The sequence below is a fragment of the Haloarcula sp. K1 genome, from assembly GCF_001647155.1.
GTDB classification, from domain to species: domain Archaea; phylum Halobacteriota; class Halobacteria; order Halobacteriales; family Haloarculaceae; genus Haloarcula; species Haloarcula hispanica.
In genome coordinates this window covers 252311-273171 of sequence record NZ_LRHL01000034.1, presented here as the reverse complement: position 1 = coordinate 273171, position 20861 = coordinate 252311, and the positions used below count along the sequence as shown (strand labels likewise).

The window sequence follows — 20861 nt, the reverse complement described above, 5'->3', positions numbered from 1 at the left end:
CGGAGTAATGGATAGACGTTCCTTCCTGACAGCGGCCGGCGCGACGGTGTCCGTCTCGTTTGCCGGCTGTGCCGGGCTGGGCGGTAGCGACGAGTCGAGCACCGAGGCGTCGAGTACGGATGAGTCAACCGCGACCGGGACGAGTACCGGCGACGCCGGCGATGTAGAGGAAACGCTCGTCGTCGGGACCTACAGCGCCTTCGTCGACTCGCCGTCGACGAGTCCGGGCGCGTGGGTGAAACAGCGCTTCGAGGAGGAGTTCGACGCCCGCCTGATCTGGCAGACGCCGAGCAACGAGGTCAACCACTACATCGAGCGCCGGAACGCCGGCGTCGACATCGAGGCCGACATGTACCTCGGGCTGAACACGGACCACCTCGTCCGGATCGACGAGAACCTCGACGACGGGCTGTTCGCCGGGGTCGGCGACGTGGCCGGCCAGGACGACATCAAACCGGGGCTGCAGTTCGACCCCGACGGCCGGGCAATCCCCTACGACACCGGCTACATCAGCCTGGTGTTCGACGGCACGGAGACCACAGCACCGGAGACCTTCGACGGCCTGCTTGCGGAGGAACACGCCGGCGACCTCATCACGCAGAATCCGTCCAGTTCGGCTACCGGCCGGGCGTTCCTGCTGCACACGGTCAAGCAGTTCGGCCCGGACGGCTATCTGGACTACTGGAGCGACCTGCAAGAGAACGACGTTCGGGTGCTTGGCTCATGGAGCGATGCCTACAGTGCGTGGTCGGGCGGCGAAGCGCCGATGGTCGTCTCCTACTCCACCGACCAGGTGTTCGCGGACCAGAACGACGCCAATCTGGAAGAACACCAGATCCGCTTCCTGAACGACCAGGGCTACGCCAACCCGGAAGGGATGGCGGTCTTCGATGGAGCGGACACGCCCGACCTCGCCCGGGAGTTCATGGGCTTCCTGCTGCGCCCGGAGATTCAGGGCGAAACCGCCGTCCGGAACGTCCAGTTCCCGGCGACCGAATCCGCCGACCTCCCCGAGGACTACGCCGAACTGGCTCAGGAGCCCCCGGAGCCGGTCACGTTCGGCTACGACGAACTCAAGGGCTCCGTCTCGGGCTGGATCTCCGACTGGGAACGACAGTTCGCCTCGAACTAACGACGAGGACTGTGGCCCGAGATATCGACGGCGGCGCAAATGGTTCCGACAGCGAAAAGACGACAGAGACGGCGAGCAGTCCATCCCACGAGCGAGGCCGGACCGTCCGAAACACTATCGAGCGTCGGGCAATCGTCGGGCTCGCGGTCGCCACTATCGCGCTGTTGCTCGGCATCTTCTACTACCCGGTGGCGACAGTCTTTATCGACAGCGTCCTCGTCGACGGCCGCTTGACGGGACGGGTGTTCGTCTCGATACTGCAGGACCCGTTCTATTTCGGGGAGCCCGCGCGGTTGCTCGCTGGCGAACAAGTGGGAGCCGTCATCGAGAGCGTCCTGTCGCCGGACCGGCGGCTGGGCGTCATCGGCTTCACGGCATATCAGGCGGCCCTCTCAACCGTTGCCAGCGTCGCCCTCGGCCTGCCGGCAGCGTATCTGCTCGCTCGTTATGAGTTCCCCGGTCGGCGAACGCTCCGGTCGCTAACGATTCTCCCCTTCGTCCTCCCGTCGATAATGGTCGGGGTGGGCTTCGTCGCCACGTTCGGCCGGAACGGGACGCTCAACGCCGTGCTCGGCGCGCTCGGTCTGGGACAGGTGAATCTCCTGTTCACGCTGGAGGCGGTCATCGTCGCTCACGCGTTCTACAACGCCCCGCTCGTGGCACGGGTGACCACCGCCGCCTGGGAGTCCGTCGACGCCAGCGCGGTCGAGACGGCGCGGAGTCTCGGCGCGAGCCCCTTCCGGGCGTTCCGGGACGTGGTCGCCCCGCAACTGTACCCGTCGGTGCTGATGGGCGCGGCACTGACGTTCGTGTTCACCTTCAGCACCTTCCCCATCGTCCTCGCGCTGGGCGGGTTCCAGCTGGCGACCGTCGAGGTGTTCGTCTACCGGCTCATCCGAGACCTGGAGTACGCCGAGGCGGCCGCCCTCGCGCTGATTGAACTCGGCATCTCGCTGGGGCTGCTGTACGCGTACCTCCGGTACGAGGCCAAGCATACTGTCCGGTCGCGGGGGATTCGACCGCTTCCGCGGCGGCCGCTGACACCGCCGTCGTTCTCGGTCCGGGAACTGCTCCCCCGGCTGGGGCTCGCCGTCTACGCCGTCGTCGCGCTGGCGGTGTTCGTCGCGCCGATAGCGAGCATGGTGCTCGCCAGCCTCAGCGGCCCGGAGGGGCTGACGCTGGCGAACTATCAGTTCCTCATCGACCGCCAGACGACCGGCGCAGCGTTCCAGGTCCAGCCGTGGGATGCGGTCCGGAACTCACTGCTGTTCGGGGTCGCCTCGCTCGCCGTTGCCCTGCCGATGGGCGTCGTCGTGGCCGTCCTCACGACCCGGGACTACCGCGGTCGGAAGCTCGTCGACGCCGTGGCGATGGCCCCGCTGGCCGTGTCTGGCATCGTCGTCGGCCTCGGCCTGCTCCGAGGCCTCGTCTTCGGCGTCGAAGTCGGCGACACTCGTCTCGCCGTCGGCGGCGGCCTCGCCATCGTCGCCGCCCATGCCGTCGCCGGCTACCCGTTCGTCGTCCGGACGGTCGCGCCCGGACTCGAGGGAGTCGACCACACGCTGGTCGAATCCGCCCGCGCGCTCGGCGCGCCGCGTGCCAGAGCGCTGCTGGACATCGAACTGCCGCTCGTGTGGCCAGCGGTCATCGCTGGGGCCGCCTTTGCGTTCGCTATCTCTATCGGGGAGTTCTCGGCGACGATTGTCCTCGCCTCGGGAACGAACCAGTTCACGATGCCCATCGCCATCGAGCGGTTCATCGGCCGCCGGCTCGGTCCCGCGACAGCGATGGGCGTCGTCCTGCTCGTGGTCACCAGCGCGAGCTTCCTGCTCATCGACCGGCTGGGGGGTGACGACGTTGGGTTCTAAGGAGTCGCCGTCGGACAGTGCTGCCGTGAACCGGACCGCCCCGCCGGCCGTCGAACTCGACGGCGTCACCAGACGCTACGGCGAGACGACCGCCGTCGAGGACCTGTCGCTTTCCGTTCAGGAAGGCGAGTTCTTCACGCTGGTCGGCCCCTCCGGCTGCGGGAAGACGACGACGCTCCGGCTCATCGCCGGCTTCGAGGACCCGACGCAGGGCGAAGTCCGGTTCGGCGGCGAGTCCGTCACCGGCGTCCCGCCGGAGGGCCGCGACGTGGGCGTCGTCTTCCAGAACTACGCGCTGTTCCCGCACATGACCGTCGGGGAGAACGTCGCCTACGGCCTCTCGTTCTCCGACCCGCCCGGCGGCGGCAGCGACGAAGCGCGGGTTCGTGAGCTGCTGGAGCTGGTGGACCTCGGCGGCATGGCGGACCGGGACCCCGACACGCTCTCGGGCGGCCAGCAGCAGCGGGTGGCGATGGCCCGCGCACTGGCCCCCGGCCCCGACGTACTCTTGCTCGACGAGCCGATGAGCGCGCTTGACGCGAAACTCCGGGAGCGCCTCCGCGTGCAGGTCCGCGAGATTCAGCAGGAACTGGGAATTACGACGATTTACGTCACCCACGACCAGGAAGAGGCCCTGGCCGTGTCCGACCGCGTGGCAGTCATGCGAGACGGGACGCCGGAACAGGTCGCGCCGCCGCGGACCATCTACCGCGAGCCGGCGACAGAGTTCGTCGCCACCTTCGTCGGCGACAACAACGTCCTCAGCGGTGAGGTGACGGCAGTTCGGTCGACCGACAGGGTTGACGATTCCAGCGACGAGAGTGGACGATCCATCGCGGACGTGACGGTCGACAGTACGACGCTCTCAGTGGCCCTGGATGGTGACAGCGACCCGGAGGCCGCTGTCTCGGCCGGGGACCGGCTCACGTTCTGTGTGCGACCGGAGCGGCTTACCCTCGATGCCGACCGGAACGCGCTGACGGCGACCGTCACGAGCGCGGAGTTCCTCGGGGAGACGACGCGCGTGCATCTCGACTGGGAGGGTCGAGAAATCCTGTTACGAGCCGAAGACCCGCCGACGGGCACGGTGACAGTCGGCTTCGACCCGGCGGACGCACACACTGTCGACAGACAGTAGTAAGCTACCAATCCTCACGCCCACGCCGGAATGGAGCCTGTTTTAACCCACCTGTGGTTATCGCCGATATAAATATGACACGCGGGGCCGTCGCAGGTGGTCGGCAGAGGCGTATCGGAGCGTGTCGACAGGGCTGGCGGGAACACCCAGCTTCAAACCAAAGCCATGTCGGAGTCCGGCCGGCTGGGCGCGACGGGGTGCGGTAATGGTCGAGTTCGAACCCCGGCTGTTCGACGATATCGATCCGGCTGAGCGGCCGTCGCTGGGTGCCGCTCTCGTGCCGATTGCGGGAATGATTGTGTTCCTCAGTGTGGGCCTCATTGCCTTCGACTTGGACCCACAGTTCCCGCTGTTCTGGGGGATCGCCTTCACCGGCCTGTTCGCACGGTATCACCTCGGGTTGACGTGGGAAGACCTGTACGACGGGATCGCCAGCAGCCTGCTCATGGGCATGCGGGTAATTCTCATCATGTTCACCGTCTACGCGCTCATCGCGTCGTGGATTCAGGCGGGCACGATTCCCAGCCTCATGTACTTCGGTTTAGAGCTATTCACGCCGACAGTGTTTCTCCCAGTAGCGGCCATCCTCTCTGCGATAATCTCCTTCGCCGTCGGCTCGTCCTGGACGACGGCCGGGACACTCGGGGTGGCGCTCATCGGCATCGGTTCGGGACTGGGTATTTCCGAGCCGATGACCGCCGGTGCCATCCTCAGCGGGGCCTACACGGGGGACAAGCAGTCCCCGCTCTCGGATACGACGAACCTGGCCGCCGCAGTGACAGACACGGACCTGTACGAACACATCAACGCGATGCGGGCCGGCACGCTCGTCGCGTTCACGATTGCCGTCCTCCTGTACGCCGGCCTCGGACTGCGGGCCGCTGGGGCCATTCCTACTGACCGGGTTGCGTCCATCCAGGCGGCAATCGAGGGCACGTACGTCGTCTCGCCGCTCGTATTTTTACCGGTCGTTGTGACCTTTGGACTTGCGCTGCGTGGCATCCCTGCACTGCCCACGCTCGGTACGGGCGTCTTCGCGGGCGTCGCGACTTCGATGCTCGTGCAGGGAACCGGATTCGGTGCTGCCTGGTCGGCAGCACAGTCCGGGACAGCCCCGGAGACAGGCATGGAGCTCGTGAACGGACTCTTAGAGAGCGGGGGGCTGACCGGCGGGGCGTGGATCGTGACGATTGCGATTGCCGCGCTCGCGCTGGGCGGATTGCTCGAACGTGCTGGCGTGCTCGCGGTGCTCTCCCACCATCTCGGGCGACTCTGCCACAACGTCGCAAGCCTCACAGGCGTGACTGCTGTTTCCGCTGTCTCGATGAACATCCTCGCGGCGGAACAGTACGTGAGTATCGTTGTGCCGGGGATGACGCTCGGGAATCTCTACAACGAACAGGGACTCAAGAGTCAGAATCTCTCCCGGGCTATCGAAGCGTCGGGAACGACCACGAGTGCGCTCATCCCGTGGAGCAGCGGCGGACTGTTCATGGCTGGAACGCTCGGCGTCCCGACACTGGAGTACGCACCGTACTACTTCTTCGGCTTTCTCTCACCGCTCGTGCTTCTGTTCATGGGGGTCACCGGCTGGCAGATCGTCTATGCGGACCGAACCGACGCCGAAAGCACGCCCGGACAGTCCGGTAGTGCCGGGCCGGTGTCAGCAGGCGAGGACTGATTCGCCTTGCGCTGCCAGCAGTCGTGAATGTGTGATCGTGACTGAACGCTGGCGGCTCTCGCGTGCGCGTACGCGCGAAGCCCTGATAAGTCCACAGCCCCTACGTTAGACGATGACACCACAGAAGCCATCCGCTGACGGCGAGCAGGCTGCCGACGGTCGGGCGACCGACGTAGGCCCGGCGGTCGACTACGAGACGGTGTCGGTACCAGTGCTGGTCGTCGGCGCTGGCGCTGCCGGAGCGCGGGTCGCTATCGGACTTGCCCAGAACGGTGTCGAACCGCTGGTCATCGGCAAGCGGGACCACGGCGACGCACACACGACCTGGGCGGCCGGCGGCATCAACGCCTCGCTGGGATCGCTCGACCCCGAGGACGACTGGACGATTCACGCCGCCGATACGCTGGACGAAGGCCACTTCATCAACGACCCGAGAGCGGTCGAGCTGACGGCCAAGCATATGCCCGACCGCATCCGGGAACTCGATGACTGGGGGATGCCCTTCGATCGGACCGAAGACGGCAAGATCAATCAGCGCTACTTCGGCGCGCAGTCGTTCCGCCGGACCTGCTTCGTCGGTGACCGCACGGGCGAGGCGATGCTCGATACGCTCGTCGACAGGGCCCAGTCGCTCGAAATTCCCTACCGCGACAACGTGATGATCACGCGGCTGCTCTCGGACGGCGACCGCGTCTACGGGGCGGCCGGCTACGACATGGAGAGCGGCGAGTTCATCCTCTTCGAGTCGGATCACGTCGTCCTGGCGGCGGGTGGCTCCTCCGCGCTGTATAACCGCCACTCCTCGCGCGACGAGGAGAACAACGGCGACGGCCCGGCGCTGGCGCTCGAAGCCGGCGCGTCGCTGATGGACATGGAGTTCGTCCAGTTCCACCCAACGGGGATGGTCGGCGACCGCTACGGCGAGGACTGGGACGGCCGCCTCGTCACCGAAGCGGTCCGCGGGGAAGGCGGTCGGCTGCTCAATGCCGACGGCGAGCGGTTCATGGAGGAGTACTCGCCGGACCAGATGGAACTCGACGCGCGCGACGTGGTGGCCCGTGCCATCGCACAGGAACTCCGCGAGGGCCGTGGGACCGAGAACGGCGGCGTCTATCTGGACATCTCCCACCGCGACGACAAGTACATCAAATCTCGGCTCCCGCGCATGTACGAGCGGTTCATGGACCTCGGCGTCGACATCACGGAGGAGTCGATGGAAGTCGCGCCGACCGCCCACTACTCGATGGGCGGCGTCGACATCGACTTCGAGACCGGGGAAACCGGCGTCAGTGGGCTCTACGCTGTCGGCGAGACGGTCGCAGGCGTCCACGGCGCGAACCGCCTAGGCGGGAACTCGTTGGCGGAGACGGTCGCCATCGGCGCGCTCGTCGGCGACCACGTCGCGGCGCAGGTGACAGACGACGACCGCGACGACGCCCTGCCGGCTGGTCAGCGTGCCATCGCCGAGCGCGAGTTCCGGTCGCTGCAGGAACTGGCGGCGTCGGACGGAGACGAGACGCCCGGAGGGCTACTCGCGGACCTCGGCGACCTGCTGTGGGAGCACGCCGGTATTCTCCGTAACGGCGAATCACTGTCGGACGGCCTCGCCGCGCTCGATGCCCTTCGCGAACGGACTGGGGACATCGGTATCGACGGCGACCGGACCAGCCTGTCGTTCGAACTCGCCGTCGATCTGTTCTTCAGCCTCACGGTTGCCGAGGCCCTGCTGCTGAGCGCACGCAAGCGCGACGAGTCCCGCGGCGCGCACTACCGCACCGACGCGCCCAGCGTGGACCCCGAGTGGCGGCGGAACATCCTCGTGGACCGCGGCGACACCGGGCTCGAACTGACGACCCGCGGCGTGGCCGAGCCGAGCGAGGCCGTCAGCGAGGCGGTCGACGTCGGCTACGAACTCGACTATCACCACCTCGAATAGAGCGGTCCACCCAACAGTCCGCCTGCGGTTGCTCTTTTAATCTCGATAGGCGCAGTGGAAGCCGGCGACCTGCTGGTAGAACGTCGGAATCACGTCCGTTCGAAGGTCCACGTCAGGGTCGTCTTCGAACTCCCGGCGCGTGAACTCCCGAGCGTCTTCGATAGCTGCTTCGACATGAGGCGGGACGCCAGGTTCGTCAATCGTGCCGACGTAGGCCCAGATGAACGCCGCCTCCAGCGTGTCGAAAAACTCCGAGGGCGGTTCGAACGTGGGTTCGCCGTCCGCCGCGATTCAGTTGTACGTCCGGCTGATGAGGACGCTGCCGTCGTCGAGGCCGTGGTCGGCGAACGACTCCGTGGTCGTACACTCTTCGTCCCCGTCGTAGTCCCGTGTGATGTCTCTTGACATACCTGGATAGAGGGGTGATAACCAAAAGTAACCGTCCGGAGTGTGTCTCAATACGACACACCCTGGATGGTTTTTACGTCACTGAAATTCAAGGCGGTCCCAGCCGATGTTCTATTCACTGTGGCACCGACCCGCCGAACCGTCCTCGCCAGCGGCGGCCCCGCACTCGGGAGCCTCACCGCCGTTTCGGGGTGTCTAGGTGCCGACGACGACGCGGACGTGTCGTGTCCGCCGTCTGTCCCGACGGACGCGTCACTACGCCTCGGGTTCGTCGGCGACGTGATGCTGGGCCGGAGCGTCGACGAACGCTGGCGCGATGCCCCCGACGGACCGACGGCCGTCTGGGGGTCGATGCTCGACGAACTCCAGTCACTCGACGTGCTGGTGGCGAACCTCGAATGCTGTCTCTCGGACCGCGGCGAACCGCGGCCCGGCCGTACGTTCCACTTCCGAGCGAGCCCGAAATGGGCCGTGGCCGCGCTGGACCGCGCCGGCGTCTCCTGTGCCGGACTGGCGAACAACCACCTGTTCGATTTCGGACCGGCGGCACTCACGGACACGCCGGCCCACCTCGCCGACGCTGGCATCGCCTCAGCCGGGGCCGGCGTCGATAGCGAGACAGCATTCGAGCCGGCGTTCGTCGAGATCGGCGACCTCTCGATCGCCGTCGTCGCCGTCACTGACCAGTCACCCAGCTACGCCGCCGACGGCGACAGTCCCGGCACGGCATACGCACCGCTGGACCCGAACCACCCGCTGACTCGCCGCCGCGTCGGGGGCGCGCTGGCGGCGGCCCGCGACGCCGACCCCGACCTGCTCGTCGTCACCGCTCACTGGGGGCCGAACTGGGTGACCGAACCGGGCGAGACACAGCAGGCCTTCGCCCGTTGGCTGGTGGACAACGGGGCCGACGTGGTCCACGGCCACAGCGCCCACGTCATCCAGGGGGTCGAGGTGTACCGCGGTCGCCCCATCATGTACGACACCGGTAATTTCGTCGACGACTACGCGGTCAAGGACGGCTACCGCAACGACCGGAGCTTCCTGTTCGAACTCCATATCGAGGACGGCCGGCTGGCCGCGCTCGAACTCACGCCGGTCGAGAACGCGTACGTACAGGTCGGACGCGCCGACGAAGCGGTGGCTGAGTGGCTTCGTGAGACACTCCGGGAGCGCTCTCGGCCCTTCGGAACGGCTATCGAGCGTGACGGCCTCGGGCTTCGGGTTCCGCTGTCATGTCCGGCATAGCATCCGCTGGGTGTTTCCGGGCCGACTCGTGGTCAGTTGCTACTCGTCGACAGCCACAACCGCCGTCATGATTTCGTCGACCAGCCGTGCGTTGTACGTCCAGAGACCACGAAACGGTCCGTCCTCGGTTTCTTCGGCGACGAGTGCACACTTGTTCTGGTCGTCGCCGGCGGCGTCGAACGCCAGCAGCCACACCTGTTCGAGCACGGTGTCTGTGAGCGGATGGAACGAGATTCCGGGAATCGCTGGCGGCTCCCAGTCGTCTCGTCCGTAAACGTGGATGTCGAGGTCCGTGTCGCTGGCGAGCGTCTGGTATCGGGCGCGCTGAGAGCGGAAGATCGACAGCGACTGGAAGCTCACTCGAAGCGTTCCCTTCCCGACGCGGTAGGCCCTGTCCTCGAACTCGTGCGACGTTGCGAGCAACTGTGCCGGCGTGAGCGATGCGAGGAGCGTGTTCGCCAGCGCCGAGTGGAGAAGCTGCCGGTCCGGGTCACTGTCAGGCACCCTGCTGTCGTCGGGCTCTGTCGTCGGCTTACATAAGAACGCCTGCAGCGCTGTGAGTGGCGGTGTCCCGGCGAACGCGCCGTCGCGGCGGACGACGACAAACGCGTTCTGGTGTCCAGTCGGGAGTTTCCGCCAGGTGGCGTCGATTCCCTGAGTTGCCAGACGCTCTACCACAGTCTTCGTTGCGGGCGGACCGTACACAGTTATCTCCACGTCCGAGTCCTCGAAGCGTCGGAGGAGGGTACGAACTGTCATCGGCCCACGATCAGTCCTCGTGGTCTGTCTCGGCGGTATCCAGATCGGTTATCGTCGCCAGAACCTCGGCCGTGGATGGCGACAGCGATGCCAGCGTCGCGGTCCGCTGGGCAGCGTCGTAGCTAATAACGCCATCGTCATCGAGAACAGGGAGGTGGCGGTGGTGGAGCGACGTGCGGGTATCGTCCCAGTTGCGGGCGTCGGTGTCTCGACCACGCGCGCTGGACCAGCCCACGACCACGTCAGTGAGTTCCGCGATTGAGGCCGAGTCGTGTTCGGCGAGGTAAGTGTATATCATCCGCCGGGGCTCGGCTGCCAGCGCCCGTAATAGCGTATCGAGTCGCTCGGACGCGAGTCCCGGCGTCTCCACAGGCTGTTCGTGCTGATCCATGTCAATCAATTATCCACTCTCAGTATTAATATCATTGGCCGATAGGAGATCACAGATGTGACGGAATCCATTTACGTGCCAGCACCGTCTAAGATGTATGAACTACGAGTCCGCCCTACAGCGTGCGTACGACGTACTACCAGACCAACCCCGGGAAGCCGGCGAACGGCTCTCGATTCCCGACCCCGAGGGCCAGACCGACGGGGCGTTCACACGCCTGACGAACTTAGAGGCAATCGCCGACGCAGTCTCGCGGGACGCCCAGCATCTCCACCGCGCCATCCAGCGCGAGTTCGGGACCAACGGCCAGTTCGACGGCGGCGAAGCCCGCTACAACGGGTCGTTCGACACCGCTGATTTCGAGGCCGCCATCGACGCGTACGTCGCCGAGTACGTCACCTGTTCCGAGTGTGGCCTGCCCGACACCGTCCTCAAGAACGAGGACGGCGTCGACATGCTGCGCTGTCAGGCCTGCGGTGCGTTCCGCCCGGTCGCCAAGGGCGCGAGTTCGAACACCCAGCAGGACCGACCCACGCTCGAAGAGGGCGAGACCTACGAGGTCAAGATCACCGGCACCGGCCGCGAGGGCGACGGTGTTGCCGAGAAAGGGAAGTACACCATCTTCGTCTCCGGAGCGCGCGAAGGGCAGGTCGTCGAGGCCTACATCGAGAGCATCAGCGGCACGCTGGCGTTCGGCCGGGTCGCCTGAAGGCTGTTTTCGCCGCATCGCAGCGACGGTTCTCGCTTAGTCCCACAGGTCCGTCGAGAGGTATCGTTCACCGGTGTCCGGCAGGACGGCGACCACCGTCTCGTCGGGGTTCTCGGTGGCGTACTCCGCGGCCGCGTGCAGCGCCGCACCCGATGAGATGCCGACCATAATCCCCTCCTCGCTGGCGAGTCGGTGGGTCGCCTCCATGGATTCCGCCTTGCTCGCGGTCCGCACCTCGTCGACGAGGTCGCGCCGGAGAATGTCCGGAACGAACCCGGGACCGATACCCTGGATGTCGTGGCTGTCCGGGGCATCCGCCGAGAGCAGTTTGGACTGTTCAGGCTCGACGGCGACCGATGTGAGATCCGCGCCGACCTCCTCCTCGATGTACTCCGAGATACCGGTGATCGTGCCGCCGGTCCCGACGCCGGCGACGACGGCGTCCACGTCGCCGTCGGTATCGGCCCATATCTCCGGACCCGTCGTCTCGCGGTGGGCGCGCGGGTTCGCCTCGTTCTCGAACTGCCGGGCGCGGACAGTATCCGGCGCATCCGCGAGTTCGTTCGCGCGCTCGATTGCGCCGCTCATGCCGCCGTCGGCCGGCGTGAGTTCGAGGTCCGCGCCGAGCCCCGACAGCAACTGCCGGCGCTCCTCGCTCATCGATTCGGGCATCGTCAGCACGCAGTCGTACCCCCGTGCAGCGCAGACAGCGGCCAGCCCGATACCGGTGTTGCCGCTGGTCGCCTCGACGACCGTTCCGTCGTCAGGTAGGTTTCCGGACTCTGCGGCCGCCTCGACCATGTACAGCGCGATGCGGTCCTTGACGGAGTAAGGATTGGCCGCTTCGACCTTGCCGAGCAGATTGTCCGCGAAGCTGTCGAGACAGACCAGCGGCGTGTCGCCGATGAGCTCAGTCACACTGGACGCGACAGTACCGTCGTCTCGCTGGGCGTACGACTGCATACACCGGGAGAAGGCGATTAGCCCCCGTAACGACGTACCCAGAATATTGTGGGACGGATACATTCACTCGGTTCCGAGTCTCCAGAAGCTTATGTTGTCTCCACACGAGCGTTCCAGTAATGCCCGAGATTACCGTCTCTGAGGGCCTGTACCGCCAGCTATCCGCCGCCGAAAACCAAGTCGAAGAAGAGACGCTCTGGAAGATGTTGCACCAGTTCAAGCGCCAGAACACGCCGAGCGAGTAGCGCCGTTACCCAGCCGTCACTACCCGACTGGTTCGATGAGGTCCGGCGAGTCGTTGGCTGGGCTGTTGACCGCTGACGAAACCGGATAGGTCCGCATCGGGCCGTCGTACGGGTCAAGCAGTGTGGACACGTCGTCGGCGCTGCCGCGCAGCCACATCGACTCCTCAGCCGGGTCGAGGATGACGGCCATCCGGTGATGGAGGTCAGCGACGGCGTCGTTCGGTTCGGTCGTCACAATCGTGAACGACTCGACGATATCGTCTTCGCCGCCCGAATCGCCGCCGCTCCCGCCGAACTCCCCCAGCCCGGTCTGTCGCTGTGGCGGCTCCCACCGCTCGTACAGCCCCGCCATCGCGAACAGGTCGTCGTCCGGCAGCGCCACGCGATACGGTTGCTTGCCGTCGCTCGTCTCGACCCACTCGTAGAACCCATCGGCAGGGACAAGACAGCGGCGAGCCTCGTAGGCTTCGGCGAACGAACGTTTCTCCGCCAGCGTCTCGGCGCGGGCGTTGATGTGCCCGTGGTCCGTGCGGTTGTCAGCCCAGGACGGAATCAGTCCCCACTCCATCCGCTTGATTGTGCCGGACGACTCGGCAGTGATGACCGGCAGGTCTTGGCTCGGAGCGGCGTTGTATCGCGGCTCGTAGTCGAAAGAAAACTCGGCGTCGAACCGCGTCTCAATTTCCTCGCGAGGAGAGAACAAACTGTAGCGGCCACACATGACCTGCTTTTGGTGTTCCCGCTGGATAAATCCACTACTCGCCCATCCACTCGCTCGCCTGTGGCTCCGTCGGGTCGGTCCTGACCTCGACGAGCGTCGGCGCGTCCGTCTGCACCGCCTCGCGAACCGCCGTGCGGATTTCGGACGGCGTGTCGGCTTGCACGGCTTCCATCCCCATTCCGGCAGCGACGGTTCCGAAGTCAATCGGCGTCGTGTCCCATCCGTACGCCTGGTGGTCGAGGTCGTAACTCCGGCCGGCCTCCTCACTGATAATCGCGTAATCGTCGTTGTTGAGGACGACGACGGTGATCGGGAGGTCCTCGGCGACCGCAGTGTGGAGCTCGTGCACGCACATCATGAGGCCGCCATCACCGGTCAACGCGACGACGGGCGTGTCCGGATTGGCTAGCTGTGCCCCAATCGCCGACGGCAGTCCGGTTCCCATCGTCGCCCACGACCCGGGGTTGACGTAGCTGCGCGGCCCGTACGCCTCGAACGTGTTCAGCGCCCAGACGCGGAACCCCCCGGCGTCGACGGCCGTGATAGCATCCGAAGGGACTGCGTCCCGGAGAGTTTGCAGCACATGGACGGAGGTGAGCGGTGGTTCCGAATCCACGAGCGGTTCGATACGACGCGCAGTAGCATCGCGGACAGCCTGTGCGCGTTCGGTGCCGTCCGCCTTCGTAGCAGGAGCGGTATCAGCCGCCGCGATTTTGTTCTCGACCGCCGTCATCGCGTCCGCGGCATCTGCGAGGATGCCGACAGTCGGGTCATAGCCCGTGCCGAGGTCGTCGGCGTCAATCGTGACGTGAACGAGCGTCTCAGGTAGTTCGACGGACCACCCGCGTGTCCCGTGTGCATCAAGGTCGGAGCCGACGGCGAGTACGGCGTCGGAGTCGGCGAGACAGTCCAGTAGCTCTGGGCTTGCACTCCCGCTCAGGACACCGGCACTGAGGTCGTGATCCTCCGGGAACACGCCTTTGCCTTTGTACGTCGTCACGACGGGCGCGTCAAGTCGCTCGGCGAGGCTTCGGAGCGCCGCCGTCCCACCCGACGCTCGCACACCACCGCCTGCCATGATAACTGGCATCTCGGCCGCGAGCAGGTGCTCAGCGGCTTCCGCAACCGCCTGCTCCGGGACGGTGCTGGTGGACGGAGCCGAAGGTGTGCTTGCACCAGCGATTGGCACGTCCATCTGCAAGTAATTCTTGGGGAGTCCGACTCTGACTGGCCCCTTCGGAGGTGTCTTGGCGATCTGTACCGCTCGGTCAATCGTCGCCGCTGTCGTCTCGGGGTTCTTCAGTAGTATGTTCTCTTTGACGACGTTGTCGTAGGTGTCCGGCGGGGTTTCGTGAATCGCATCCCCGCCCCGGAGCGCCGGCTCGGTTTCGATGGCGAAGTGCACCAGCGGCGTGCAGTCGTTCAGCGCGTTTTTCAGGCCGTTCATCGCGTTCATATCGCCCGGACCGGGAACGACAACAGTGCTCGCTATCTGCCCGCTCGTCTCTGCATAGCCCCAGGCCTGATGTGAGACCGCAGTTTCGTGTCGTGCCACGACGAAACGGATGTCGTCTCGCTTGCCGATGGCCTCGTTCAGCGGGAGGGACTGCTTCCCCGGGATTCCGAAGACGGTATCGATGCCGTTCGCGACGAGACGGTCTACCACCGCCAGACTAACGCGCATACTGATTCCTCACTCCGAAGACAATTCACTCTCATGACTTTAGTTCGCCACCGGTCATGCTAGACCGCGTCGGGTCGACGCCACAGACGCAGGGGAATATCTACGCCCGCCCCCTACATGGCCCGCGAATTTAAATCCGAAAGCGCCCAACTACGTGACAGATGACCACGGACCCCTCGTTCAGCATCCCCGCACACCCACAGCGGCGCTTTCCCCACGGGAGCGGGGTCGAATACGAGGGCGGGACGGAGTTCCGACTCATCCCGGATCGGGAGCGGTCGACGCCGGAACTCGCCGAGACAGTCGTCGACATCCTCGAGGCCGGACCGTACCGCTACGGTGATTTCCACGACCTGCCGATGCCGCTGTGGCTGGTCCGCGACGAGGAGACGACCGACGTGTTCCGCGTCGCCGTCCGCGACGGGACGGTCCGACTGCACGTCCTGCCGACCACGGAGTCCGACGGGCTACAGCGGTTCTTCGAGCGGCTATGTGAGGACAGCGAGGGAGAGTCGTGGGCCGTGCAACGACACGTTGACGGGCGGTAGCCGAGCCGCCGGAGTGGTGCAGACCCAAAACCGTCTTACACACCTGTCTCCATGTCTTGGCCATGACCGTCTCTCGCGAAGTCGAACTAGAGGGCCACATCATCGACTCCGGGATGATGCAGTCCTGTTTCGGCATCATCATGGATCTGGGCGGCTCCTTCTCCGTTCAGGAGTTCGATATCGGCCGTCACAAAGACGAGGAGTCCTACGCCCGGATGCTCGTCGAGGCTGACGACGAAGACCAACTGCAGTCGATTGTTCACGAACTCCACCAGCACGGCGTCAACCCCTCGGACCCGAAAGACGCCACGCTCGTCCCCGCACCCGACGACCAGGTCGTCCCGCACGGGTTCTACTCGACGACGAACCACCCGACGTTCATCCGCCACAGCGGCGAGTGGATCGAGGTCGAGGACATGGAGATGGACTGCGCCGTGGTCGTCGAAGATGGCGAAGCGCACCGCGCCTCGGAACAGTCGAACGGTGACGACGAGGAACCGAGAGACTACCCCCGAGCTTACACCAAGGTCCTGAACGCTATCGAGGAGGGCGACATGGTCGTCACCGACGAAACCGGCATCAAGGTCCAGCCGCCGGAGCGGCCCCGCGATTCGGGCGGCGCGTTCGGCTTCATGCAGGGCGGCGTCTCCTCCGAGCGGCCCTCGGAGTCGACCATCCGCAAGATCGCGAACGCCATCAAAGAGACGAAAAAGGAGGGTGGCAAAGTGATGGCGGTCTGTGGGCCAGCCCTCATCCACTCCGGGGCGCGCGAGGACCTCGCCCGCCTCGTCCGGGAGGGCTACGTCGATATGCTCTCGGCCGGCAACGGCTTCGCCGTCCATGACATCGAGCGCGACATCTACGGGACCTCGCTAGGCATGGACACCGAGAGCCTTGACCATCCCCGCCACGGCCACAAGCACCACATCTACGCCATCAGCGAGGTCATCCGCGAGGGCGGCATCGAGGAGGCCGTCGAGTCCGGCACCATCGGCTCCGGCGTGATGTACGAATGCATCGAAAACGACCGGCCGTTCGTTCTCGCGGGCTCTATCCGCGACGACGGCCCGCTCCCGGACACCATCACCGACGCCGTCGAGGCCCAGAACGCCATCCGGGAGCAGGCCCACGAGGCCGACATGGTGTTGATGCTCTCGACGCTGCTGCACTCGGTCGCCGTCGGGAACTGTCTCCCCTCGACGACGCGGGTCGTCTGCGTCGACATCAACCCCGCGACGGTGACACAGCTCCTCGACCGTGGCTCCGCACAGGCAGTCGGGATGGTCACCGACATCGGCACCTTCGTCCCGATTCTGGCGGAGCAGTTGCTCGACGAGGAGTAAGACGACCACGAGCAGCGCGAGTGGTCGCTTTTTCGCCCACGTTTTTTATCGAGTGGTGTGTGACCACAGGGAGCACACCCGATGGTAAAAAAGGTGGATTGCGGACGTTTGTCCCGATTCTGGCGGAGCAGTTGCTCGACGAGGAGTAGGACGACCACGAGCAGCGCGAGTGGTCGCTTTTTCGCCCACGTTAGTCGAAAGAGCGAGGAGACGCGAATCGGTGTTTCGTGTCCTCGGTTGTCACGCCCGCGTTCTCGCGAGATGCTTATTACCCGCCATCCGATACTCTCTCTATGCCCTCTCCTTTGCGGCAGTTCACGCGGCTTTCCAGCGGGATCTCAGGCCTTGATTCGCTTCTCAGAGGCGGGCTTGTGGAAGGGCGGCTCTATCTCGTTATCGGACCGCCCGGGACCGGGAAAACACTGCTTGGCACGCAGTTTCTCGAAGCGGGGATCGAAGCGGGCGACGACGTGCTGTTCATTCACGCCGAAGAATCGGCTGCCGATTTACTGGCGAACACTGCCGAACTCGGCATCGATATCGCCGATGCGACGTTTCTGGATGTCGGCCCCGATTCGGAGTTTTTCATGGAGGCCGAATCGTACGACGTGGTCAAGCCCAGAGACGTCGAGGACGGCCACCTGATTTCGGATATCCGCGAGGCTATCGAGCGGGTCGACCCGGACCGCGTCCTCATTGACCCGATCACACACTTCCAGTATCTCGAACCGACCGAGTACCAGTTTCGGAAGCGTATCATCTCTTTCGCGCGCTTTCTGCAAGACAGGGAGACGACCGTGCTGGCGACCAAGACGCCGAGCAATCAGATGGACAGCCAGCTTCGGTCGCTCAGTGACGGCATCATCTCGCTCAGTTACGGCGATGAGAAGGCGGGTCGGCGTATTCGACTGCGCAAGCATCGCGGCATCGGCCAACAGGACGGCTCACACGGGATGGAAATCCGGGAGTCCGGCGTCGAAGTGTATCCCGCGCTCGAACCGGAACAGCGGACGCGGTCGTTCGACCCCACGCAGTTCTCCGCCGGGGTGCCGGAACTGGACTCGCTCCTCGATGGCGGACTCGAACGCGGGACGGTGACGATTCTCAGTGGTCCCTCCGGCGTTGGCAAGTCGACGACGGCGACGGAGTTCCTGGCCTCCGCAGCGGCAGACGGGTCCCCGGCGCTCGCCTACCTGTTCGACGAATCCATCGACACGTTCACACACCGCTGTGAGACGTTCGGGATACCGCTCTCGGAGTTGCGTGACGAGGGGACACTTCTCGTCGAGGAGATCGAGTCGCTGGCGATGTCGCCCGAGGAGTTCGCGAACCGCGTGAAGACACAGGCCGCGGAGCGCGGGGCCGAACTCGTGGTTATCGACGGCATCGCGGGCTACAAGAACGCGATCAAGCACGGACAGGACGACGTGGAACTGCGTCGGCGGCTCCACGCCCTGACACAGCATCTCACGCGCGGGAACACCGCTGTGATCCTGATCGACCAGCGTAGGGACGTGACGGGGCTTCACGAACCCACGAGCGAGAACGTCAGTTACCTCGCCGACAACATCGTCTTCGAGAACTACATCGAGGTCGGGGGCGAACTCCAGCGAGTCGTCGGCGCGCTGAAAAAGCGCGTCGGCGGGTTCGAGGCGGTCCCCCGCCGGTTCGAGATAACCGCCGACGGCCTTCAGGTCGGCGACCCCGTCTCGGGGATGCACGGCGTGTTCGAGGGCGTGCCCGAACAGCATGGAGACAGCGGCGGACGCTCATCCACTCGCTAACCACCGATGGCCGATGTCCAATTACTGCTGGCCGGCGACGGCAACCGGGAGGCACTCGCCTCCGTCGTCGCCGAACACCACACGCCGATCACGGACGACGAGTTCCGGGAAGTCGACCTCCACATCGTCGACGAGTCGTCGTTTCCGAAGTACAGAGAGTCGATAGAGCAGTACAAACACCGGGCAGATCCGGTGTTTTGCCCCGTGATTCTGGTCCGTCGTGAGGGGACGCCAGTCAGGATTGACCTGCCCGATATCGACGCGGCCGAGCAGCCACTCGTCGTCGATGATATCATGACAGCGCCGCTGGACACGCAGGCGCTCTTTCGAACCATCGCGAACCTCCTCGCCCGGCGCAGCCACACCGAGGACCTCGTTGCGGACCTCAGAGAACAAAACAGCGAACTCCGGCGGTTCAGGAACGCCGTCGAGCATGCGGGCCACGCGATTCTGATAACGAACACCTACGGCGTCATCGAGTACGTCAACCCGGCGTTCGAGGAACTCACCGGATTCAGCGCCGAAGAGGCAATCGGTCGAACACCGCGGATACTCAAGTCCGGTGAACAGAGCGAACAGTTCTACGAACGGCTCTGGGACACGATCTGTCGCGGCGAGGTCTGGACGAGCGAGATCGTAAACGAGCGCAAGTCCGGCGAGCGGTTCATCATCAACCAGACCATCGCCCCGATTCAGGACGCGGACGGGACGATACAGGGGTTCGTCGGGATGCAGGACGAAATCACCGGTCGCCGACTGCGCGAGCAACAGCTCACCGTGTTCCATCGGATTCTCCGGCACAATCTCCGGAACAACGGAACGACCATCAGCGGACGTGCGGACATTCTGGCAGAGTTAGTCGACGACGACGACGCGCTCGACCACCTTGAGACTATCAAAGCGAACGTGCAGTCCCTGCTCGACATCAGTGAGAAAGCGCACCACGTACAGGAACTGCTCGCGGACTCGCTTACCGACGATGTCGAGCGCGAACTCGAAGACGCCCTCAGTGACATCACGGACGGGCTGGCCGCAGCATACCCCGACGCCGAGTTCGTCGTCGAGAGCGACTCCGTCTCGTCGTCCACGATAGATGCAAAGGTAGTCCCAGCGTTGCAGGAACTCATCGAGAACGGTATCAAGCACTCCGACGCATCGGCACCGCGGGTCACCGTCCGGACGGAGCGCCACGACTCGACAGCGACAGTGACGATTGTGGACAACGGGCCAGGGGTCCCGGATCAAGAGCGGCGGGTCATCGAGGCGGCGGAAGAGAAGCCGCTCGAACACGGGTCCGGACTGGGGCTGTGGTTCGCGTACTGGCTCGTCAGCTACGTCGGTGGCGATATCGACATCCGGGCCGATACCGACGGGACGAGTGTGTCCGTGACTGTGCCCGTCCGGTGACGACGGACGCGCGTTCAGATAGCGACCCAGGCCAGCACGATGACAGCAGCGCCGACCAGCGTCGACGCGACGGCGTGCGTTCGGAGTTCGTCGAGCAGGTCGTGGGAGTGGTCGTGGAGTTCACAGACCTCGTCGATCTCGCTGCCGGCCTCGCAGTTCGGCAGGAAGTCCATCGCGACGTGGAGGAAGATGCCGGCGGCGAATCCGAAGATAACTGCGTTGAGAAGAGCGGACTCCGGAATTGGGAGGAGCGCGGACGGGATCGCCGTCAGGCCGACGCCGGCCGCGGGGAGCAACAGCGCGGTGGCGGACTTGCCGCTGCGTCCGAGCCGCCGGGCAGCAGCGTAGCCGGCCGGTCCCTTGTGTGAGACAATAGCGAGCCCGAGCAGGATACCCAGTTGGGGCATCGAGGCGTAGACCAGCCCGATGACCAGGCCGGCCGAGAGGGCGTGGGCGGCGATGGCAAGCGTCGTCATGTCGAAGGCAGTCTCGACGTGGGTCAGCCGGTGGCCGATAGTGTGGGTGCCGTAGCCGGTGACCAGTCCGGCGGCGATGCCGACGCCGCCGATACGCGCTGCGCCGGCCTGGCCGCCCAGTCCCATCGCCTGCGGGACGAGGAACATGGCCGCTGAGGTGACCATCGCCCCGCTCGCGAGCCCGTAGCCCCAGACCAGTCGGTAGGGGTTCGTTTCATCGGCCCGCGCCCCAAGCCACGCGCCCAGTGCCATTGCCACGAACGCGACCCAGGAGATGACCAGAACCTTACTCGCCCCGCCGGTGACTGCGACGCCGGACAGGATCACCAGGCCGACAACACTCGCGAGGCCGGCGGTGGAGATTCGGCCAGCGTTATTAAAAACTGAGGTTGAGTTAATAGACATTATCTACAATCACCG

18 protein-coding genes are annotated in these 20861 nt (G+C 65.2%); 12 read left to right on the top strand and 6 right to left on the bottom strand.

Annotated features, from left to right (window positions below; genetic code table 11):
• Window positions 1-7: 7 nt before the first annotated feature.
• The 6 genes from AV929_RS12025 to AV929_RS11995 all read left to right on the top strand — a co-directional run bounded on the left by AV929_RS12025 (window position 8) and on the right by AV929_RS11995 (window position 9411).
• The gene (locus AV929_RS12025; RefSeq protein WP_064288356.1) at window positions 8-1132 is read left to right on the top strand and encodes a thiamine ABC transporter substrate binding subunit; all 1125 of its coding nucleotides are present in this window, start codon (window positions 8-10) and stop codon (window positions 1130-1132) included.
• An 11-nt stretch (window positions 1133-1143) separates the two neighbouring features.
• Entirely contained in the window at window positions 1144-3000 is a 1857-nt protein-coding gene (locus AV929_RS12020; protein ID WP_064288355.1) for an iron ABC transporter permease, read from the top strand.
• A 25-nt stretch (window positions 3001-3025) separates the two neighbouring features.
• On the top strand, window positions 3026-4138 hold the full coding sequence (locus AV929_RS12015) for an ABC transporter ATP-binding protein (RefSeq protein ID WP_064288354.1): 1113 nt from the start codon (window positions 3026-3028) through the stop codon (window positions 4136-4138).
• A 205-nt stretch (window positions 4139-4343) separates the two neighbouring features.
• The gene (gene nhaC, locus AV929_RS12010) at window positions 4344-5819 is read left to right on the top strand and encodes a Na+/H+ antiporter NhaC (RefSeq protein WP_064288353.1); all 1476 of its coding nucleotides are present in this window, start codon (window positions 4344-4346) and stop codon (window positions 5817-5819) included.
• A 112-nt stretch (window positions 5820-5931) separates the two neighbouring features.
• Complete coding sequence (locus AV929_RS12005; RefSeq protein ID WP_064288352.1) at window positions 5932-7755, top strand: L-aspartate oxidase; 1824 nt, start codon at window positions 5932-5934, stop codon at window positions 7753-7755.
• Between the two features lie 528 nt (window positions 7756-8283).
• Window positions 8284-9411 carry a CapA family protein gene (locus tag AV929_RS11995; RefSeq protein ID WP_064288401.1) on the top strand — a complete coding sequence of 376 codons (1128 nt, stop codon included), beginning with the start codon at window positions 8284-8286 and terminating at the stop codon, window positions 9409-9411.
• 39 nt (window positions 9412-9450) lie between these two features.
• Here AV929_RS11995 and AV929_RS11990 read toward each other — a convergent pair whose 3' ends face one another.
• Both AV929_RS11990 and AV929_RS11985 read right to left on the bottom strand, forming a co-directional pair.
• Window positions 9451-10170 carry a DICT sensory domain-containing protein gene (locus AV929_RS11990; protein ID WP_014039809.1) on the bottom strand — a complete coding sequence of 240 codons (720 nt, stop codon included), beginning with the start codon at window positions 10168-10170 and terminating at the stop codon, window positions 9451-9453.
• A gap of 10 nt (window positions 10171-10180) precedes the next feature.
• Entirely contained in the window at window positions 10181-10561 is a 381-nt protein-coding gene (locus tag AV929_RS11985; RefSeq protein WP_064288351.1) for a hypothetical protein, read from the bottom strand.
• A 97-nt stretch (window positions 10562-10658) separates the two neighbouring features.
• Here AV929_RS11985 and AV929_RS11980 point away from each other — a divergent pair, with 97 nt between their 5' ends.
• Complete coding sequence (locus tag AV929_RS11980) at window positions 10659-11270, top strand: translation initiation factor IF-2 subunit beta (protein WP_008310273.1); 612 nt, start codon at window positions 10659-10661, stop codon at window positions 11268-11270.
• A gap of 36 nt (window positions 11271-11306) precedes the next feature.
• On the opposite strand, the gene cysK is transcribed toward AV929_RS11980, so the two are convergent.
• Window positions 11307-12233 carry a cysteine synthase A gene (gene cysK, locus AV929_RS11975; protein ID WP_014039807.1) on the bottom strand — a complete coding sequence of 309 codons (927 nt, stop codon included), beginning with the start codon at window positions 12231-12233 and terminating at the stop codon, window positions 11307-11309.
• A gap of 119 nt (window positions 12234-12352) precedes the next feature.
• Between cysK and AV929_RS22800 the strand changes: the two genes are divergently transcribed.
• Window positions 12353-12478 carry a hypothetical protein gene (locus tag AV929_RS22800; RefSeq protein ID WP_008310277.1) on the top strand — a complete coding sequence of 42 codons (126 nt, stop codon included), beginning with the start codon at window positions 12353-12355 and terminating at the stop codon, window positions 12476-12478.
• 19 nt (window positions 12479-12497) lie between these two features.
• Here AV929_RS22800 and AV929_RS11970 read toward each other — a convergent pair whose 3' ends face one another.
• Both AV929_RS11970 and AV929_RS11965 read right to left on the bottom strand, forming a co-directional pair.
• On the bottom strand, window positions 12498-13199 hold the full coding sequence (locus AV929_RS11970) for an SOS response-associated peptidase (protein ID WP_064288350.1): 702 nt from the start codon (window positions 13197-13199) through the stop codon (window positions 12498-12500).
• 34 nt (window positions 13200-13233) lie between these two features.
• Window positions 13234-14883 carry a thiamine pyrophosphate-binding protein gene (locus tag AV929_RS11965; RefSeq protein WP_064288349.1) on the bottom strand — a complete coding sequence of 550 codons (1650 nt, stop codon included), beginning with the start codon at window positions 14881-14883 and terminating at the stop codon, window positions 13234-13236.
• A gap of 161 nt (window positions 14884-15044) precedes the next feature.
• On the opposite strand from AV929_RS11965, the gene AV929_RS11960 reads away from it, so the two are divergent.
• The 4 genes from AV929_RS11960 (at window position 15045) to AV929_RS11945 (ending at window position 19965) form a co-directional block, all read left to right on the top strand.
• Window positions 15045-15431 carry a hypothetical protein gene (locus AV929_RS11960; protein ID WP_064288348.1) on the top strand — a complete coding sequence of 129 codons (387 nt, stop codon included), beginning with the start codon at window positions 15045-15047 and terminating at the stop codon, window positions 15429-15431.
• Window positions 15432-15493: 62 nt separating this feature from the next.
• Window positions 15494-16774 carry a TIGR00300 family protein gene (locus AV929_RS11955; protein WP_050037704.1) on the top strand — a complete coding sequence of 427 codons (1281 nt, stop codon included), beginning with the start codon at window positions 15494-15496 and terminating at the stop codon, window positions 16772-16774.
• Between the two features lie 293 nt (window positions 16775-17067).
• Window positions 17068-18558 (top strand): ATPase domain-containing protein, encoded by a 1491-nt coding sequence (locus AV929_RS11950; RefSeq protein ID WP_064288347.1) that lies wholly within the window; start codon window positions 17068-17070, stop codon window positions 18556-18558.
• A gap of 6 nt (window positions 18559-18564) precedes the next feature.
• Complete coding sequence (locus tag AV929_RS11945; RefSeq protein WP_064288346.1) at window positions 18565-19965, top strand: PAS domain S-box protein; 1401 nt, start codon at window positions 18565-18567, stop codon at window positions 19963-19965.
• A gap of 14 nt (window positions 19966-19979) precedes the next feature.
• Here the strand turns inward: AV929_RS11945 and AV929_RS11940 are convergent, their stop codons facing one another.
• The gene (locus AV929_RS11940; protein WP_064288345.1) at window positions 19980-20846 is read right to left on the bottom strand and encodes a ZIP family metal transporter; all 867 of its coding nucleotides are present in this window, start codon (window positions 20844-20846) and stop codon (window positions 19980-19982) included.
• Window positions 20847-20861 lie beyond the last annotated feature (15 nt).

What these genes read in the sequence shown, in the direction of transcription:
- AV929_RS11990 (WP_014039809.1), bottom strand. Translation starts at nt 10,170, where the DNA reads ATGACAGTTCGTACCCTCCTCCGACGCTTCGAGGACTCGGACGTGGAG.
- AV929_RS11960 (WP_064288348.1), top strand. Translation starts at nt 15,045, where the DNA reads ATGACCACGGACCCCTCGTTCAGCATCCCCGCACACCCACAGCGGCGC.
- cysK (WP_014039807.1), bottom strand. Translation starts at nt 12,233, where the DNA reads ATGCAGTCGTACGCCCAGCGAGACGACGGTACTGTCGCGTCCAGTGTG.
- AV929_RS11945 (WP_064288346.1), top strand. Translation starts at nt 18,565, where the DNA reads ATGGCCGATGTCCAATTACTGCTGGCCGGCGACGGCAACCGGGAGGCA.
- AV929_RS11965 (WP_064288349.1), bottom strand. Translation starts at nt 14,883, where the DNA reads ATGCGCGTTAGTCTGGCGGTGGTAGACCGTCTCGTCGCGAACGGCATC.
- AV929_RS12025 (WP_064288356.1), top strand. Translation starts at nt 8, where the DNA reads ATGGATAGACGTTCCTTCCTGACAGCGGCCGGCGCGACGGTGTCCGTC.
- AV929_RS11940 (WP_064288345.1), bottom strand. Translation starts at nt 20,846, where the DNA reads ATGTCTATTAACTCAACCTCAGTTTTTAATAACGCTGGCCGAATCTCC.
- AV929_RS22800 (WP_008310277.1), top strand. Translation starts at nt 12,353, where the DNA reads ATGCCCGAGATTACCGTCTCTGAGGGCCTGTACCGCCAGCTATCCGCC.
- AV929_RS11970 (WP_064288350.1), bottom strand. Translation starts at nt 13,199, where the DNA reads ATGTGTGGCCGCTACAGTTTGTTCTCTCCTCGCGAGGAAATTGAGACG.
- AV929_RS11985 (WP_064288351.1), bottom strand. Translation starts at nt 10,561, where the DNA reads ATGGATCAGCACGAACAGCCTGTGGAGACGCCGGGACTCGCGTCCGAG.
- AV929_RS12005 (WP_064288352.1), top strand. Translation starts at nt 5,932, where the DNA reads ATGACACCACAGAAGCCATCCGCTGACGGCGAGCAGGCTGCCGACGGT.
- AV929_RS11980 (WP_008310273.1), top strand. Translation starts at nt 10,659, where the DNA reads ATGAACTACGAGTCCGCCCTACAGCGTGCGTACGACGTACTACCAGAC.
- AV929_RS11955 (WP_050037704.1), top strand. Translation starts at nt 15,494, where the DNA reads ATGACCGTCTCTCGCGAAGTCGAACTAGAGGGCCACATCATCGACTCC.
- nhaC (WP_064288353.1), top strand. Translation starts at nt 4,344, where the DNA reads ATGGTCGAGTTCGAACCCCGGCTGTTCGACGATATCGATCCGGCTGAG.
- AV929_RS11950 (WP_064288347.1), top strand. Translation starts at nt 17,068, where the DNA reads ATGCCCTCTCCTTTGCGGCAGTTCACGCGGCTTTCCAGCGGGATCTCA.